Below are 16,115 nucleotides of genomic sequence, written 5' to 3'. Positions count from 1 at the left end.
GATCGTGCCCCTGGCTCCGACGCGGCGAGGCAGAGGTGACCGAAGCCGCCTGGGGCTGATCTGCCGCCGGGGCCCGACGACCGCGTGGGAAGATCGGCTAATGAGTACGCATATCGGCGCCAAGCCCGGTGAGATCGCGGACCGGGTCCTCATGCCGGGCGACCCGCTACGGGCCAAATGGATCGCGGAGAACTACCTCGAGGACGCCAAGTGCTACTCGACGGTGCGCAACATGTTCGGTTTCACCGGCACCTACCAGGGCACCCGGGTCTCCGTGCAGGGCTCCGGGATGGGCATGCCCTCGGCCTCCATCTACGCGCACGAACTGATCAACGAGTACGGCGTGAAGACCCTGATCCGGGTGGGCTCCTGCGGAGCCCTGGCCGAGTCGCTCAACCTGCGCGACGTGGTCGCCGCGATCGGGTCGAGCACCGACTCGAACATGAACCGGATGCGCTTCGACGGCCTGATCGACTACGCGCCGGTGGCGAACTTCGCCCTGCTGCGAAAGGCGGTCGAGGTGGCCGAGCAGCGCGGCATCACCATGCGCGTCGGCCCGATCCTGGCCGCGGACGCCTTCTACACCGACCGTCCCGACCTGTACGACACCCTCGCCGACTACGGCGTGCTCGCGGTGGAGATGGAGTCGGCGGCGCTGTACACGATCGCAGCCCGCTACGACGCCCGCGCGCTGACCATCCTCACCGTCAGCGACCACATCAAGCGCGGCGAGGCCACCACGGCGCAGGAGCGCGAGCAGACGTTCTCGCAGATGGTCGAGATCGCGCTCGACACCGTCGTCGCCGCCTGACCCACCTCGCACACGACAAGGCCCCCGGCCGCGGAGCGCTCCGCGGCCGGGGGCCTCTTGGTCGTGCTCAGATCCGGTGCTCGTCGATCTTCATGTCGGGTGCCCGCAGCTTGGGCGAGTCGACGTACACCAGGTCGATCACCGGGTCGGTGAAGAAGACCAGCGGCGGCGTCAGCAGCGGCGGCTCGTCGGGCGTGTAGTCGACGTCCAGCACGCCGAGGGCCTTGCCCCGGAACCGGCTGGTGTAGAAGTACACCCGGTCGCCCTCCACCGTGAGCTTGGGCGTGGTGATGTCGGTGACCCAGTTGTCCTTGCCGTACACCCGCAGCCGGAAATCGTTGGTGTCCGACTTGTCCATGGAGAAGCGGAGCGTCCGTACGGTCCCGCCGTCCTTGGTGGGCAGCTCGACGATCCCGTCGAAGGCGAGCCCGTACATCGTCACCCGGCTGCCCGTCATCAGCGCCGGCCGCTCGGCGACCGGCTGCTGGCCACGGGCTGCCTTGATGATCGGCGCGGGCGACGGGGTGGGGCTGCCGGACGGGTCGGGCGAGGCCGACCCGCTCGGCGAGGGACTGCCGGACGGATCCGGCTTCGGGGAGGCCGACGGCTTCGGCCCCCCGGTCGGTGACGCCGACGGCTCCTCCGGGGAGGGGCACGGTTCCGGCGACGCCGACGGCGACGGGCTGGGCGACGCCTGGTCGGCGCCGAGCAGGCCGCCGACCGCGTCGAGGATCCCGCCGATGACCTCGCGCACCGGCCCGGTCCGGACCGCCGCCGTCTGCGTGCCGCAGTCCGCGGCCCGCGCCGGCTGCTGTGCCACGACGAGGCTGAGTGCGCTGGCCGCGAGCGTCGCCACGGCGATCACCATGGCGGCGTGACGCGGGCCGCCGTGGTGCCGGTCGTCGGCGACGGTCTGGTCGTCGCCTGCCTGGCGGGGGGCGGGCACTCCGTCGCGCAGCGGGTTCACCGCGCGCGGCAGGGTGTCCGTCATCGGGCCGTCGAGCAGGCCGTCCATGTCCGCGTGCTGGTCGCCGTCGTCACCGGACTCCGGCTCGCCACCGCCCGCCGGGTCACCGTCGGCCGGGTTCCACGCGAAGATCAGGCCGCCGCCGGCGATGCCGAGCAGCGTCCCGAGGAACCAGCCGCCCAGGTTGACGGCGAGCAGCGAGTAGATCGCGACGAACACGGCGATCAGGCCGTAGAACATCCGCTGCGCGGGCGTGAACCAGGCCAGCAGGCCGGCCAGCACGAGCATCAGCGGGATGAGCAGTGCCTGGAAGCCGTTGATGCCGACGCTGAGGGTGGCCCCGTCCAGGGTCATCTTCGTGGTGGCGATGATCTCCACGCCGGCCAGTGCGGCCAGCAGACCACCCCAGAACGGCCGGCTGCGCCGCCAGGCGCTGAACCGCTGCCACAGGGTCACGGGTGCCTCCAAGAATCAGGGTGACCGGGAACGTGCCTAGCCGACACGTCCCCGGTCAACAGCTCAGCCAGCGAAGCAGCCCGTGCTGTCCATGGAGACCGTCAGCGACAGCCCGTTCAGCGCGAACGTGCCGGCCTGGGTCAGCCGGGCGATCTGCTTGACGCCCGTGATGTCGGCGCGGTCGGCCTCCTGGCCGAACAGGCCGGCCTGGCCGTGGTGCGGACCGCCGGCGGTCAGCTCGGAGGCGTCCGCACCGATGTTGATGTTGGTGAAGACGGCGTCGCCTTCCAGGCTGTCCATGCCGATGAGCAGGTCCTTCGCCTTCACCGGCGCGCCGTCCTCACGGCCGGCCCGGATGAACAGCGTGACGTTGCCCAGGCCCGGGATCGGCGTGGTGACCGACTGGCACAGGTTGGTCAGCGTCGCGTCCTTGATCGCCGACATCGCCACCGGGTGCGGCGTGCCGTTCTTCTCCTGGACCACGCTGCCGTACTGGCTGAAGCCGTCGGCCACCAGCTTGTCCGCCGAGATCTTGGCGGTCTGCCCGGAGACATGGAAGGTGACCGGGACGGCGCCGTTGGCCACGCCGGCCATCAGGCCGGAGACCGCGATGGTCGCCGGGATCACCACGGCGGCGAAGCGCCGCCATCTGGTACTGCCCAGTACCAGATTGCCTTGCGAGTCCTTCACAGGTCCTCCTCGCGATGGGGTTGCCCCGCGGCGCACCGCCTGCGGGGTCTGTCTTCGCCGTGCGCAGGGTGAGACCGCGCTCGGGGTGCCGACGATGTTTCCGTCTTATGACGCGGACCACAAGAGCCAAGCTACTGACCAGTAACAGTCGGTGGTGTGCTCGTTCCATTGCAGTGACGCACCGTCATGAATCGCCTGGCATTTCGCAGAAGATGCCCGCTTTGCCGATGACGGGCGTCACACACCGTCGAGATTTGCTGATCAGTAACGTTTTGGTAACGGCGCTCTGCGTGCGGCTCTCCCATCGGCCGAATGGCCAGGTCCGGCCGCCGACTGGATCTTATATAGACACCCGACCATGCGAGCGTGGCGACCGACCCGATGACGTCGGCGCACTGGAGGGCGCGGCGGCTCGCGGCACACGTGAAGCGTCCGCCGCGCCCGGCATACCGCCTACGCGTCCCTCGCAGCAGTCGGCACACCAACGGTCTCCATCCCCGGGGTGCGAGCCAGGGAGATGAGACCGCCATCACCATAAACGAGCTAGTTGACTATGTCTAGATATCCAGCTGAAGAGTTGATTCGGGGCGAGTGACGGTGATCTACTACTGAGGCGAGCCATGGGAGATGGTATGACCGCGAAGTACGAGCGGCTGGCTAACGCCATCCGCGAGAAGATCCGCTCGGGGGAGCTGAAGCCGGGCGACAAACTGCCGTCCATCAGCCAGATCCGGGAGGAGTACCAGATCAGCTACGGTTCCGTCCGCGGCGCGATGCTGGTGCTCAAAGCCGAGGGCCTGATCGAGGGACGCCAAGGGGACGGAGTCTTCGTCAAGGACCCCAACCGCAAGGACTGACCCCCTCCGACGCCTGCACGCCCGCGCCGCCACGGTGGTGCGGGCGCGACGGCGTGTGCGCCGACAACGCTCATGCAGCACGTCGAAACCCGGAAACGCAAACGCCCCCCTGAACATTGCTGCTCAGGGGGGCTTCTGTGCGCCCGAAGGGACTCGAACCCCTAACCTTCTGATCCGTAGTCAGATGCTCTATCCATTGAGCTACGGGCGCTCGCTTGGTGCGGGATCAGCATACACGGCCGGTTTCCCGGCCGTTCAGGTGGTCCTGCGCGGAGGCTCCGGGATTCGAACCCGGGAGGGGCTTTAAGACCCCAACCGCATTAGCAGTGCGGCGCCATAGACCGAACTAGGCGAAGCCTCCATGGCGATCCTCAGGTTGCCCTGTTGACCACCGACGCAGAAGAATACCGTGCCCCCACGGCCGAGAGCAAAGCGGATACCGTGTCGCGCACGGGGACTTCCCCTCGCTGTGTTCAACCCCTCCTTCACACCAGTCGAGGACCACATGCGCAGGACACCGCTGCGCCGGGTCGGACTCGTGCTGCTCGCTGCGACCATCGCCACCATGGGACTGGCCGCGCCTGCCCACGCCGACCCGGACACCGGCACCATCACCGGACACCTCACCTACAACGGCCAGCCCGTCGCCGACGCCCAGGTCAACGCCTCGGGCGACGGCTGGGGCTCCGCCTCCACCGATTCGACCGGGCGATACGAGATCACCGGGCTTACACCCGGCCCGTATGTCGTCCAGTTCCAGGCCGCAGGCCACCCGGAGCAGTTCGCCCACAACGGCCGCACCTGGGACGAGGCTGCCCAGATCGCGGTCACCGCCGGGGCGGTGACCACCGTCGACGAGAGCCTGCTGCCGTTCGGCACCGTCACCGGTCGCCTGGTCGACGCGGACGGCAACGGCCTCAGCGCCTACATCACCGCGCAGGCCGACAACGGCATGAGCTCGTCGGCCTGGTTCTCGGACGGCGACTTCACGCTGGGCGTGCACCCGGGCCGCTACCAGGTCCAGTTCCAGTTCGGCAACGGCACGTCCCAGTGGGCGTACGGCGCCCGCGACAACGGCGCCGCGACGTACTTCGACGTCGCCGCCGGCCAGACGGTCACCGTCAACGACACCAAGCTGCCGGCCGGCAGCGTGGCCGGCCGGATCACCGCGGCCGACGGTGGACCCGCCGCCGGTGTCGACGTCCAGCTCTTCGAGGTCAACGGCAACTACGGCCCGAGCGCGTACACCGAAGCCGACGGCACCTACCGGATCGACGGCGTGTTCAGCGGCGAGTGGCGGATGCGCGTGACCCGCGAGTCCGGGCTGCAGCAGTGGTACCCGAACGTGTGGACCGAGCAGGCCGCCGGCACCGTCACGGTGACGGCGGACAGCGTGCGCACCGTGGACCAGCAGCTGCTGCCGACCGGCTCCATCTCCGGGCACTTCACCGACGCCGGCGGCGACGGGCTGGCCGACGTCTCGGTCGGGCTCCAGAACGCCGCCGACGGCAGGTACCTGGACGTGTCGGCGACGACCGACGCGGACGGCGCCTACAGCTTCCCCGAGCTGCCCGCCGCCCAGTACGTGGTGCGGTTCGACGGCGCGCAGGGCGTCGACCAGTACGCGCGCGGCAAGACCAGCTACGGCGCCGCGGACCGGGTCGCCGTCACGGCCGGCCAGAACACCGTGGTCGACGACGTCAAGCTGCCCAGCGGCAGCCTGAAGGTGACCGCGAAGAACGCGATCACCGGTGCCGCGGTCGGCTCGTTCTCGGTGGACGTGGGCGTCCGCTCCGAGAGCACCGACAACGGGGTCGTCACCATCTCCGACCTGCGGGCCGGGGACTACGTGGTGCGCCCCTGGGCGAACGGCTACGCAGCGACCGACGTTCCGGTCACCATCACCGCGGGTGAGCAGGCGACGGTCGTGCTCACGCTGACCCCGCAGGCCAAGCTGGTCACCAAGGTCGTGGACAAGGCGACCGGGCTGCCGTTGGCCGGTGTCTGCGTCTTCACGATCCTGCCGGCGCACCCGGTGCTGCCGGACGGCTGTGAGCCCACCGCCGCCGACGGCAAGGTCACGCTGAACGTCGACCCCGGCAAGGTGCAGCTGTTCGCCTTCCCGTCGAACGCGCCGGGATACGGCGCGCAGTGGCTCGGCGCCAACGGCGGCACCGGCCTGCAGGGCCAGGCGCGGGACTTCACCCTCACCGCCGGGCAGACCCTCACCGCACCCACGATCAAGATGGACAAGGCGGGGACGATCACCGGCAAGGTCACCACCAAGACGGGCGGCATCCAGTACGGCTCGGTCCGGGTGCTCGACGAGGGCTTCAACGTCGGCGGCGGGCTCGGCTCGGTCGACGTCGACACCGACGGCCGGTACACCATCGACTTCCTCGGGCCGTACCAGTGGCCGCTGCTGTTCAAGGCGCTGGACCACGCTCCGCAGTGGAGCGGCGGCACCGGCAACCGGTTCATCTCCGAGCGGATCACGGTGACGGCAGGTCAGACCACCACCTACGACTACAAGATGACCCGGGGCAACCTGATCACCGTGAAGGTCCCGGGCCAGCTCGGCACCGGGTTCGTCCTGGTCGAGAACGCCTCCGCCGGCGACGTCTCCGGCGCCGGGTGGACGGAGCAGAGCTTCGCGGACGGAGCCACGTTCCGGGTGCTCGGCCCGCAGACGGTGAAGATCCGCTGGATCGAGAGCGACGGCTGGAACTGGTACGGCGGAGCCGACCGCGAGCACGCGACCGTCGTGTCCGTCCCGGCGGGCGGCAACACGGTGTTCGTGCTCAGCTGACGGATCACCTGCACGGGCGGGGCCGGGACGTTTCGTCCCGGCCCCGCCCTCTTGATATCGGGCAGCGCATTGACGGACCGGACCGCTAATGTGCGATCCACATTCACGGGGGCCCTTCATCACCCGTGTGTGCACATCCCCTCTCACACCTTGAGGACGTATGCGCAGACACACGCTGCGCCGGCTCGGGTTGACGCTGCTCACCGTCGCGGTCGCCACCATGGGACTGACCGCGCCGGCGCAGGCCGCACCCGCAACCGGCACCATCACCGGACAGCTCACCGACCACGGCGTGCCCGTCGCGGGCGTCGCGGTGGACGCCTACGGCGAGAGCTACGGCTCCGCCGTCACCGACGAGGACGGCCGCTACCGGATCGCCGACCTGGTGCCCGGCAACGACTACCGGGTCTACTTCATGCCGCCGGGTCGGCTGCCCCAGTACGCTCACCGCGCCGTCGACTGGGACTCGGGCACGCCGATCACGGTCACCTCGGGCGCCGAGACGGTCGTGGACGACAGCCTGATCCCCGTCGGGACCATCACCGGCCGGGTCACCCGCCCCGACGGCAGCCCGATCGCCTGGTGCTGGGTCTCTGTCGCGCTGCCGGACGCCAACAGCATCACGGGCACGTACACCGATCAGAACGGCTACTACACGCTCTCCTCGCCCACCGGGCCCCAGCGGCTCCGGTTCACCGGGCCGATCGCCGAGCAGTACGCGCCCGGCAAGCGCGAATACAGCGAAGCGGGCCTGTACGAGGTCGTCGAAGGCCAGACCATCACCGTCGACGAGACGGCGCTGGCCGTCGGCACCGTCGCCGGGCGCGTCACCCGGGTCGACGGCTCGCCCGTGGCCTGGCAGACGGTCGTCGCCGAGCCGGTGACCGGCGGCAACGACATCGGCGTCGCCAGCACCGACGGCAACGGCGCGTACCGGATCGACGTCCTGCCCGGCGACTACGTGGTCGGCCTGGAGTTCGGCGAGTCGATGAAGTACGTGCCGGGCGGCCGGTCCCGCGCGGACGCCCAGGTGTTCACGGTTGCCGCGGACACGGTGACGACCGTCGACGAGGTGTTGCGCGGCACCGGCCGGGCGCAGGGCAGGTTCACCGACAGCACGGGCAACGGCCTGGACAACGTCAGGGTCTCCTTCGAGGACACCGTCAACGGCGGCTGGTTCACCGCGACGACCGACTTCGACGGCTACTGGCGCCGATACGACATCCCGGAGGGTGACTACAAGGTCTATTTCTCCTCGACGGACCACGGAATCAGCCAGTGGGCGTACGGCAAGGTCAGTGCGGCCGAGGCCGAGACGATCACCGTCGCGGCGAGCCAGACGGTGTACGTGGACGACACGAAGCTGCCCGGCGGCAGCGTCCGGATCACCGCGAAGAACGCCGTCACCGGTGCCGTCATCGAGGACTTCTCCGTGTCGTCCGGCCGGTTCCACGCGGTGGGCTGGCAGGGTGTCGCGCTGCTGCCCGACGTGCCCGCGGGCGCCCACGAGCTGAACGTCTACGCCATGGGCTTCGTCAACACGGTGGGCGTGCAGGTCACCGCGGTGGCGGGCGAGCAGACCGAGATCGAGGTGGCCTTGCAGCCGTACGCCCGGCTCAAGGCCCAGATCGTCGACGCCGAGACCGGCGCGCCGATCGAGGGCGTCTGCCTGCACCCGGCGACCACGGACCGGTTCCGGCTGTTCGAGGGCTGCCAGTCGGCGAGTGCGGCCGACGGCTACGTAACGATCTTCGTCGAGGCGGGCCGCTACCAGGTCTTCGCGCTGCCGGAAGGTGACTCGCCCTACGGCGCGCAGTGGGTCGGCCAGGACGGCGGCACCGGTGACCAGCGCGAGGCCAAGTCGTGGACGTTCACGGCGGGCCAGCTGCGCGACATCCACAAGATCCGGATGGACCGTGCCGGTGTCATCACCGGTGTCGTCACCGGCGCCGACGGGGCTCCGGTCACCGGCGGCAAGGTCGCGGCCGCCACCCCGGTGGTCGGCAACGGCAGCCTCGGGGAGGTCGCGATCGGCGGCGACGGCCGGTACACCGTCGACTTCCTCGGGCCGTACCAGTGGCCGCTGAGCTTCCGGACCGGCTCCCACGCCTGGCAGTGGAGCGGCGCACAGGCCAAGCGGCACGACGCGGTCGAGGTGAGCGTGCAGGCGGGTCAGACCACCACCTTCGACCAGCAGCTCAAGCTGGGCACCGAGGTCCGGGTGACGGTCGCCGGCGGGCCGCCCGGTGGTTTCGCCGTGGCGTACACGGTCGGCACCGGTGACGTGGCCGGTTACGCCTGGGTCGAGCAGTCCGGCGCCGAGGCGGTGTTCCGGGTGCTCGGCTCGCAGCACGTGAAGTTCCAGTACGACACGGGCAGCGGCAACCGGCACGGCTGGTACGGCGGCACGGACTTCGCCTCGGCGACGTCGGTGCGCGTCTACGCCAACGGCACCCCGACGGTCGTGTCCTACCAGTTCAGTTGATACGCGCAAGGGGGCGGCCGTGGGCCGCCCCCTTGCTTCGTCAGCGGGCGGACAGCCGCCCGGCGAACGCGGCCGCCAGCACGGCGCCCGCCATCAGCACCGTGAAGCAGACCCAGGCCAGGGGCCACGGGTTGGCGTCCGGGGCCCGGTGGGTCAGGTACGACACCAGCAGCAGCGCCGACGGCACGCCCGCGCCGAGCGGCATCGCCTGCCAGGGCGGGACCCCGGCCCGGCCGAGCCACAGCCCCAGCGCGAGCAGCACCAGCACGAACACCACCACGGCCCAGGTGCGCACCGGTGTCGTCTCGATCAGCTCACCCGGGTGCTCCGGCCGGTTGCGCAGGTCCCAGGGGATCAGCAGCAGGTAGGCCGCCCCGGACAACACCGGGGCGAGCACGCTCGCGAGAGTCCGCATGAATGCATGCTTACCCCGCTTGGGCGAAGATCGCTCAGATCCAGTCGAGCTGGTCGGCCAGCAGGGCGTATCCGACGAAAGCCACGATGTCGAGCAGCGAGTGCGCCACGATCAGCGGCCCGGTGCGCCGGTAGCGCAGGAAGAACAGCGCGAACACCACGCCCATCACCGCGTTGCCGACGAAACCGCCGAAGCCCTGGTAGAGGTGGTAAGCGCCGCGCAGCAGCGCGCTGGTCGCGATCACGGCGGGCACGCCCCAGGACAGCTGGCGCAGCCGGGTGATCAGGTAGCCGACGACGACCACCTCCTCCAGGATCGCGTTCTGCACCGCGGCCAGCAGCAGCACCGGCAGCGCCCACCACACCTCGCCGAGGCCTTCGGCGACGACGGTGGTGTTCAGGCCCAGCTCCCGGGCGGCCACGTACAGGGCCAGCCCGGGGATGCCGATCGCGGCGGCCAGCAGCGCCCCGGATCCGGCGTCGAAGCCGCGGCGGGTCCCGTCGAGCCCGAGCAGGCCGCGTGCGTCGAAGCGGCCGTCCCAGCCGGGCCCGCGGTTGAGCAGGTGGGCCGCGAACAGGGCCGGGACCAGCGCGAAGAAGATGCCGGCGAGCTGGAACGCCAGATCCAGCCAGGGCCGGTCCGGGGTGCGCGCGACGTTGAGCTCGGAGGCCTGCTGGTTCAGTGGCGCCGGGCGGGTCAGTTTGTCGATCAGCGACAGCGCAGACCACACCGCGGAGTGCCCGAGCGAGACGCCGAGCAGCAACCAGACCTCGTTGCGCAGGACCGGTCGGGTGGGGGCGGTGATCCCCCGGACGAGCTCTTCAGCAGCCATGACACAAGAGGGTCGCACAGTCTGTGCGACGGGCGACCGCGTTGCGTTGACATCGTTACGAACGTGAGCGACCTTCAGCGGCTGTTGAAAGAAAGCTGGACACTTGTCGAGGAGCAACAGGACAAAGTGGCCGGCTATTTCTACGCGCGGATCTTCCTCAACAATCCGGGCGTGCGGGACATGTTCCCGGTGACGATGGACGTGCAGCGGGCCCGGTTGCTGGGGGCGATCGTGACCGCGGTGCAGTCCGTCGACGACCCGGAACGGTTCGACGAGTATCTGCGCTCACTCGGGCGCGACCACCGCAAGTTCCAAGTGGTGCCCGAGCACTACGAGGTGGTCGGCGCGGCGCTGCTGGAGGCGATGCGCACGTTCGCCGGGCCCGAGTGGTCCTACGAGTACGACCAGGCCTGGCGGGACGCGTACGACGTCATCGCCCGCAAGATGCTCGCGGGCGCCTCGGCGGACAGCAACCCCGCCTGGTGGCACGCGGAGGTCATCGCGCACGAGCGCCGCGCCAACAACATCGCGATGCTCACCGTGCGCCCGTTCCAGCAGCTGGAGTACCGCGCCGGGCAGTATGTGTCGGTCGAGGCGCCCAAGTTCCACCCGCGGGTGTGGCGCACCTACTCGGTCGCCAACGCGCCGCGCACCGACAACACGATGGACTTCCACGTGCGGGCGCTGGGCGCGGGCTGGGTCTCCGGCGCGCTGGTGCGCCGGGTGCAGGTCGGCGACCTGGTGCGGCTGGCCGCCCCGATGGGGTCCATGGTGCTGGACCGCCGGTCCACCCGCGACATCGTCTTCGTCGCCGGCGGCACCGGGCTATCGCCGATCAAGGCGCTGCTGGAGGACCTGACCACGTTCAACCGCACCCGCTGGGTGCACGTCTTCTTCGGCGCGCGCAACCGCGACGACCTCTACGACCTGGCGGCGCTGCAGGAGATGGCGGCCGCGTACCCGTGGCTGTCGATCGTGCCGGTGTGCAGTGACGACCCGGGCTGGGGCGGCGAGGAGGGCTCGGTCGCCGACGCGCTGGCGAGGTTCGGCCCGTGGATGGAGCACGACTTCTTCGTCTCCGGCTCGCCGAGCATGGTTCGCGGCACGCTCCGCGCGGTGTCGCAGCTCAAGGTGCCGCAGACCCGCATCCGGTACGACGCCTTCAGCGAGCACTGAGCCGCCGCCCACCGACCTGAGGCCCGCCGGACCGGCGGGCCTCGTCGTGTGTCAGTGCGCCGCGACCACGGGCGGTGCGGAGGTCACGGCGCGGAAGCGCCACTGCAGCTGGAACCGGGCGTTGAGCGAGGGGTCCTCGGTGCGCCAGGTGAACACCGCCCGGTCGCCCTCCAGTTCGCGCACGATCGGGGTGCGCAGCGGAGCCTCCTCGGCCGCCATGGACGTCTCGACACCCCACACCTGCGGGTCGAGCATGGCCGGGAAGCGCATCTGCACCACCAGCCGCCGCGTGGGCAGCCGGACCGCGCGCTCGAACCAGCTGCCCCATTTCAGCTCGTCGACGCGGTAGCGGTACTCCACGGTGGTCCGCTCGCCAGGATAGAGCGGAAACCGGCCGTCGGCGTTCTCGAACAGCAGCCAGATCTCCTTGAACGCGTCACGGTCCTGCTTCGCCCGCCACACCATGGGCTCGGCGGCCCCCGGCTCCCCGCAGAACGCCACCAGGTGCAGTTCGTCCAGCCCGAGCGGGTACGCCCGGTGGTGGGCGTTGGAGCGCTGCGGCTGGCCGGGGTAGCGGTCGACGGCGACCCGGATCAGGTAACGCGTCACCGGCTCGTTGCCCGCGTTGTAGAGGGCGCGGCGCACGATGACGTGGTAGCCGCCGTCCACGTACGTCAGCTGGGCTTCCTCCAGCTCGACGACGAGGCCCGTGCCGGGCGGCAGCCACTGGGTGGGCACCGCCGGTTCCCGGGTGAGCAGCGTGGCCGGCCCGCGAGCCTGCCTGGCCTCCTCGTACTCCTGGAAGCGGCGCCAGATCACGCCGCCCGCGTTGAGCACGGCTTCGGCCCGGCGGGCGAAGTCCTCGGTCGGCCGATGTCTTCGGCCCTCGATGTGGCTGATGTACGACGGATCGAACCCCATCCTGCTGGCGAGCTGCTTCTTGGTCATGCCGCGGTCGATCCGCCACCGGCCGAGCTCGGCGGCGAACGCCTCGACGGCGCGTTCCACCGGCGAAACGCTCATGACCCTGCCTCGCTCCGCTCGGTCATGCCACACCCCGCCCCCTCCTCCGCTCGTCGTGAATCCTCATTCTTCGCGGCTACGGGACCAGTTAATGGGAACTGCTGATTACCTGACAAAAACCTTGACAGGCGATCAAGCGGCCAGGCGGTGCGGCAGTCGCCAGAACCCCCGCAGAAGTGACACACGGTGAGCGAATTGGCGTAAACTGGCACCGGTCTGGTTAGCCTAGCCTTATCGGGGTACAGTGAGGTCAACCCCGTGATGTGCTGGTGCATGTGCGAGAAAGGTTCGGTGAGGAACGAGTGCGTACACTAACGCCTCTGGTCCTGACCGACGCTCTGCGCCCCCTCGCCGTCACCCTCAGTGCAGTACGCCGTCGCCGAGGGCTCTCGGCCGTGCACGGGCTCGCCGATCCACTGCTGGTGACCGACGACGAAGGCTGGACCCCGGCCGGCCGACTGCTCGACGGTTCGGCCCTGCCGGCCCTGTTCGACACCGCCGTCCAGCGCTGGGGAGCGGCCCCGCACGCCGCCGCGACGCTGGCCTGGAAGTCGTACACCTACTGGGTCGCGATGCCGGCCGTGCTCAGCTGGGCCGCCGCACGCCGCGTGCCGATCGTCGACACGGACACCACCCTGCTGCGCTTCGGCGGCGACGAGCCCGGTGCGGCCCTGGTGCAGGTCGGCCTGCGCGCCCCTCAGGTCGCGGTGCTGCCCGACGACCCGCTGGCGCACTCCGGCATGCCCGGCATCACCGTCGTGCCGGACGAGACGCTGCTGCTCAAGACCCTGCGCACCAGCCTGCTCGACCATCACCTCGACCCGCTGTCCGAGCGCATCCGCGCCGAGGTCAAGGTCGGCCGGCGCACCCTGCTCGGCTCCGTCGCCTCCGGCATCGCGTACGCGGTGCTGCGCAGCGCGCCCGCCCTGCCGGGCTCGACCTCCGCCGGCGCCGCCCAGCAGCTGCTCGACGCGCTGGACCTCGCCGACCTGGTCGACATCGGCACGGGCGAGAACGGCGAGCCCGAGGTCCACCGGCGCACCTGCTGCCTGGCCTTCACCCTGCCGCAGCCGAAGGTCTGCTCCGGCTGCTGCCTGCGCTGACCTCCCGCCGTTGCCCGGCAAGGAACACCGTTTCACGAGTCTCGTTCCCCATCGCGGCGCGTGAACTCGATTCCTATGTAGATGAACGGCGTGAGCCGCGCTTCAGTGTCTCCACCTGCGATTCACTCCTCGCCGAAGGAGTGACGGAAGCTATCGCCGCTCCGCACGAATCGATATGTTGGCATCTCCTATCACTCCTAGTTATGGAGGTGTCACGATGCGCAAGCTCAACGGCATCGGCAAGCGGCTCGCCGTCATCGGCGCGGCCACCCTCGCGTTCGCCGGAGCATCGGCGATCGCGGCCACCCCGGCCCACGCCACCCCCGGCGACTGCAGCGCGTACCTGGCGGCGCAGGGCTTCGGCGGGGTCGAGTTCGGGCTCGCCTGCACCCTGGGCGACCTGTCCTACACCGTCTGCACCACGCAGCTCACCCTGCTGAGCGTCCCGCCGGCGACGGCGGACGTGGCCTGCCGGCTCGCGGCGGTCTGACGGTGCGAACGGGTGCGGCCCTCGAACATCCTGGGTCCGAGGGCCGCACTCCCTCAATGTAAGTGCCGCGCCCACACGGTGGAGACCGGCCGTTCGCCGGAGTCTCACCCATGCGGCACCAGCACGGCTCAGGGCCGGCGGGAAGAGTTTCTCCCGCCGGCCCTGAGCCGTGTTCCGCTGGTTCGCGGCGGAGGGTAAGGGATTCGAACCCTTGAAGACATCGCTGCCTTAGTGGTTTTCAAGACCACCGCCATCGGCCACTAGGCGAACCCTCCTGGCGTATCGCCGACGACCAGTGTGCCAGACGTGCCGCGCGCCCGTCCGGACCGGTCTCGGGGCAAGATGGTCTGGTGCACGCGATGACGATCCCCGCCAAGGGTGAACTTGCCTGGTCAGAGGTCCCCGATCCGGTCCCGGCCGAGGGCGGTGTGCTGATCAGGATCGCTGCCACCGCGGTCAACCGGGCCGACCTGCTCCAGGTCGCCGGCGTCTACCCGCCGCCCCCGGGCGCGCCGCCGTACCCGGGCCTGGAGTGCTCAGGCGTGATCGAGCAGGGTGCCGGGCCGTGGCGGCCGGGCGACGAGGTGTGCGCGCTGCTCGGCGGGGGCGGGTACGCGGAGCTGGTGGCGGTCGACGCGGCACACGTGCTGCCGCTGCCGGACGGCGTGGACCTGGTCACCGCGGGCGGGCTGCCCGAGGTGGCGTGCACGGTGTGGTCGAACCTGACCATGGTCGCGGGCCTGCGGGCCGGGGAGACGGTGCTCATCCACGGCGGCGGCAGCGGCGTGGGCACGTTCGCGATCCAGTACGCCAAGGCACTGGGTGCGCGGGTGGTGGCCACGGCGCGGGCGGCCAAGCACGAGCAGCTGCGGGAGCTGGGCGCGGACGAGTGCCTGGACTACACCAGCGACGATTTCACCGGCGTGGGCGCGGACGTGATCCTGGACATCATCGGTGCGGCCTATCTGGAGCGCAACGTGCAGGCGCTGGCGACCGGCGGCCGGCTTGTCGTGATCGGCTTGCAGGGCGGCACGAAAGCGGAGCTCAACCTGGGCGCGCTGCTGGCCAAGCGGGCCTCGGTCACGGCGACCGCGTTGCGCTCCCGGCCCGCGGCGGAGAAGGCCGCGATCGTGGCGGGGGTCCGGCGGGACATGTGGCCGCTGCTCGCGTCAGGCGCGATCCGCCCGGTGGTGGACCGCGTGCTGCCGCTGACCGAGGCGGCGGCCGCTCAGCGGACCGTCTCGGCCAACGAGCACGTCGGCAAGGTGTTGCTGGTTACTTCCGGGCCGACTTCGGCACCGGGCGCAGCCGCTCGCGCATGAGGATCAGCAGGGCTTCGATCCCGTCCATCGCGGTGATCTTCTTGCCCTCCTCGCGGGTGCGGGCGGTGTAGCTGATCGGCACCTCGTACGGCCGGTTCTTGCGGCGCAGGAGCTTGCCGGTGACCTCCGCCTCCATGCCGAAGCCCTTGGACTTGACGTTCAGCGAGCGGTAGAGCTCCAGCGGCATCAGCTTGAAGCAGGTCTCGAGGTCGCCGATGTACGAGTTGAACAGCACGTTGGCGAACAGGGTGACGCCCTTGTTGCCCATCACGTACCAGAACGAGAAGGCGGCGTGGCCGCCGAAGCTGCGATTCCCGTAGACGACCTTGGCGCGGCCGTCGAGCACGGGGCCGAGCAGCTTGGGGATGTCCTTGGGGTCGTACTCCAGGTCGGCGTCCAGGATGACCATGTAGTCACCGGTCGCGGACTCGACGGCGGTGCGGATGGCCGCGCCCTTGCCGGCGTTCTTCGCGTGGTGGTAGGCCTGCAGCCGCGGGTCGTCGCAGGTGTTCAGGATCTCCGCGGTGCGGTCCTTGCTGCCGTCGTTGACCACGACCAGCTCGATCTCACACGGGTAGTCGACGGCGAGTGCCTGCTTGAGCGCCTCGCCAAGCCGGGCCTCTTCGTTGTAGACCGGCATGAGAATCGATAGCTTCACGGGGCTCTCCGCTGCTGACGC

Annotated in this window: 13 protein-coding genes, 3 tRNA genes and 1 pseudogene; 8 read left to right on the top strand and 9 right to left on the bottom strand. The window is 70.1% G+C overall.

Annotated features, from left to right (window positions below):
* The first annotated feature begins 100 nt into the window (after nt 1-100).
* Entirely contained in the window at nt 101-811 is a 711-nt protein-coding gene (deoD, locus tag F6W97_RS07525; RefSeq protein WP_155369371.1) for a purine-nucleoside phosphorylase, read from the top strand.
* A 67-nt stretch (nt 812-878) separates the two neighbouring features.
* Here the strand turns inward: deoD and F6W97_RS07520 are convergent, their stop codons facing one another.
* On the bottom strand, nt 879-2,234 hold the full coding sequence (locus F6W97_RS07520; RefSeq protein WP_155369370.1) for a DUF6114 domain-containing protein: 1,356 nt from the start codon (nt 2,232-2,234) through the stop codon (nt 879-881).
* Nucleotides 2,235-2,297: 63 nt separating this feature from the next.
* The gene (locus tag F6W97_RS07515; RefSeq protein WP_155369369.1) at nt 2,298-2,924 is read right to left on the bottom strand and encodes a DUF6230 family protein; all 627 of its coding nucleotides are present in this window, start codon (nt 2,922-2,924) and stop codon (nt 2,298-2,300) included.
* 632 nt (nt 2,925-3,556) lie between these two features.
* On the opposite strand from F6W97_RS07515, the gene F6W97_RS07510 reads away from it, so the two are divergent.
* The gene (locus tag F6W97_RS07510) at nt 3,557-3,781 is read left to right on the top strand and encodes a winged helix-turn-helix domain-containing protein (protein WP_144119775.1); all 225 of its coding nucleotides are present in this window, start codon (nt 3,557-3,559) and stop codon (nt 3,779-3,781) included.
* Between the two features lie 138 nt (nt 3,782-3,919).
* On the opposite strand, the gene F6W97_RS07505 is transcribed toward F6W97_RS07510, so the two are convergent.
* Nucleotides 3,920-3,992, bottom strand: a tRNA-Arg gene (locus tag F6W97_RS07505).
* Between the two features lie 59 nt (nt 3,993-4,051).
* Nucleotides 4,052-4,142 (bottom strand) — tRNA-Ser (locus tag F6W97_RS07500).
* Between the two features lie 144 nt (nt 4,143-4,286).
* Here F6W97_RS07500 and F6W97_RS07495 point away from each other — a divergent pair.
* Nucleotides 4,287-6,590 carry an MSCRAMM family protein gene (locus F6W97_RS07495; RefSeq protein ID WP_155369368.1) on the top strand — a complete coding sequence of 768 codons (2,304 nt, stop codon included), beginning with the start codon at nt 4,287-4,289 and terminating at the stop codon, nt 6,588-6,590.
* Between the two features lie 160 nt (nt 6,591-6,750).
* A complete protein-coding gene (locus tag F6W97_RS07490; protein WP_155369367.1) occupies nt 6,751-9,075 on the top strand; it encodes a carboxypeptidase regulatory-like domain-containing protein in 2,325 nt (774 codons plus the stop codon).
* Nucleotides 9,076-9,115: 40 nt separating this feature from the next.
* Here the strand turns inward: F6W97_RS07490 and F6W97_RS07485 are convergent, their stop codons facing one another.
* Both F6W97_RS07485 and F6W97_RS07480 read right to left on the bottom strand, forming a co-directional pair.
* Nucleotides 9,116-9,490, bottom strand: coding sequence for a hypothetical protein (locus F6W97_RS07485; RefSeq protein WP_155369366.1), 375 nt, complete (start codon nt 9,488-9,490; stop codon nt 9,116-9,118).
* A gap of 34 nt (nt 9,491-9,524) precedes the next feature.
* Nucleotides 9,525-10,322 carry a CPBP family intramembrane glutamic endopeptidase gene (locus F6W97_RS07480; RefSeq protein WP_155369365.1) on the bottom strand — a complete coding sequence of 266 codons (798 nt, stop codon included), beginning with the start codon at nt 10,320-10,322 and terminating at the stop codon, nt 9,525-9,527.
* Nucleotides 10,323-10,385: 63 nt separating this feature from the next.
* On the opposite strand from F6W97_RS07480, the gene F6W97_RS07475 reads away from it, so the two are divergent.
* Complete coding sequence (locus F6W97_RS07475; protein WP_155369364.1) at nt 10,386-11,498, top strand: globin domain-containing protein; 1,113 nt, start codon at nt 10,386-10,388, stop codon at nt 11,496-11,498.
* A gap of 69 nt (nt 11,499-11,567) precedes the next feature.
* Here F6W97_RS07475 and F6W97_RS07470 read toward each other — a convergent pair.
* Nucleotides 11,568-12,521: pseudogene (locus F6W97_RS07470) on the bottom strand (helix-turn-helix domain-containing protein); the annotation flags it as partial.
* A 320-nt stretch (nt 12,522-12,841) separates the two neighbouring features.
* Between F6W97_RS07470 and F6W97_RS07465 the strand changes: the two are divergent.
* Together F6W97_RS07465 and F6W97_RS07460 are read left to right on the top strand one after the other, a co-directional pair.
* A complete protein-coding gene (locus tag F6W97_RS07465; RefSeq protein ID WP_155369582.1) occupies nt 12,842-13,624 on the top strand; it encodes a (2Fe-2S)-binding protein in 783 nt (260 codons plus the stop codon).
* A gap of 217 nt (nt 13,625-13,841) precedes the next feature.
* The gene (locus tag F6W97_RS07460) at nt 13,842-14,114 is read left to right on the top strand and encodes a hypothetical protein (RefSeq protein WP_155369362.1); all 273 of its coding nucleotides are present in this window, start codon (nt 13,842-13,844) and stop codon (nt 14,112-14,114) included.
* Nucleotides 14,115-14,302: 188 nt separating this feature from the next.
* Here F6W97_RS07460 and F6W97_RS07455 read toward each other — a convergent pair.
* A tRNA-Ser gene (locus tag F6W97_RS07455) sits at nt 14,303-14,389 on the bottom strand.
* A 75-nt stretch (nt 14,390-14,464) separates the two neighbouring features.
* Here F6W97_RS07455 and F6W97_RS07450 point away from each other — a divergent pair.
* Nucleotides 14,465-15,436, top strand: a complete 972-nt coding sequence (locus F6W97_RS07450) for an NAD(P)H-quinone oxidoreductase (protein ID WP_155369361.1) — start codon at nt 14,465-14,467, stop codon at nt 15,434-15,436.
* Here F6W97_RS07450 and F6W97_RS07445 read toward each other — a convergent pair.
* Entirely contained in the window at nt 15,390-16,094 is a 705-nt protein-coding gene (locus tag F6W97_RS07445) for a glycosyltransferase family 2 protein (protein WP_155369360.1), read from the bottom strand. The genes F6W97_RS07450 and F6W97_RS07445 overlap by 47 nt on opposite strands.
* Nucleotides 16,095-16,115: the final 21 nt, after the last annotated feature.

The sequence above is a fragment of the Catellatospora vulcania genome (genome assembly GCF_009720385.1).
GTDB classification, from domain to species: Bacteria; Actinomycetota; Actinomycetes; order Mycobacteriales; family Micromonosporaceae; genus Catellatospora; species Catellatospora vulcania.
Note: the sequence above shows the minus strand (reverse complement) of the source record. Positions and strands in the feature narration are given on the sequence as shown.

What these genes read in the sequence shown, in the direction of transcription:
- F6W97_RS07510 (WP_144119775.1), top strand. Translation starts at nt 3,557, where the DNA reads ATGACCGCGAAGTACGAGCGGCTGGCTAACGCCATCCGCGAGAAGATC.
- F6W97_RS07460 (WP_155369362.1), top strand. Translation starts at nt 13,842, where the DNA reads ATGCGCAAGCTCAACGGCATCGGCAAGCGGCTCGCCGTCATCGGCGCG.
- F6W97_RS07485 (WP_155369366.1), bottom strand. Translation starts at nt 9,490, where the DNA reads ATGCGGACTCTCGCGAGCGTGCTCGCCCCGGTGTTGTCCGGGGCGGCC.
- F6W97_RS07490 (WP_155369367.1), top strand. Translation starts at nt 6,751, where the DNA reads ATGCGCAGACACACGCTGCGCCGGCTCGGGTTGACGCTGCTCACCGTC.
- deoD (WP_155369371.1), top strand. Translation starts at nt 101, where the DNA reads ATGAGTACGCATATCGGCGCCAAGCCCGGTGAGATCGCGGACCGGGTC.
- F6W97_RS07495 (WP_155369368.1), top strand. Translation starts at nt 4,287, where the DNA reads ATGCGCAGGACACCGCTGCGCCGGGTCGGACTCGTGCTGCTCGCTGCG.
- F6W97_RS07480 (WP_155369365.1), bottom strand. Translation starts at nt 10,322, where the DNA reads ATGGCTGCTGAAGAGCTCGTCCGGGGGATCACCGCCCCCACCCGACCG.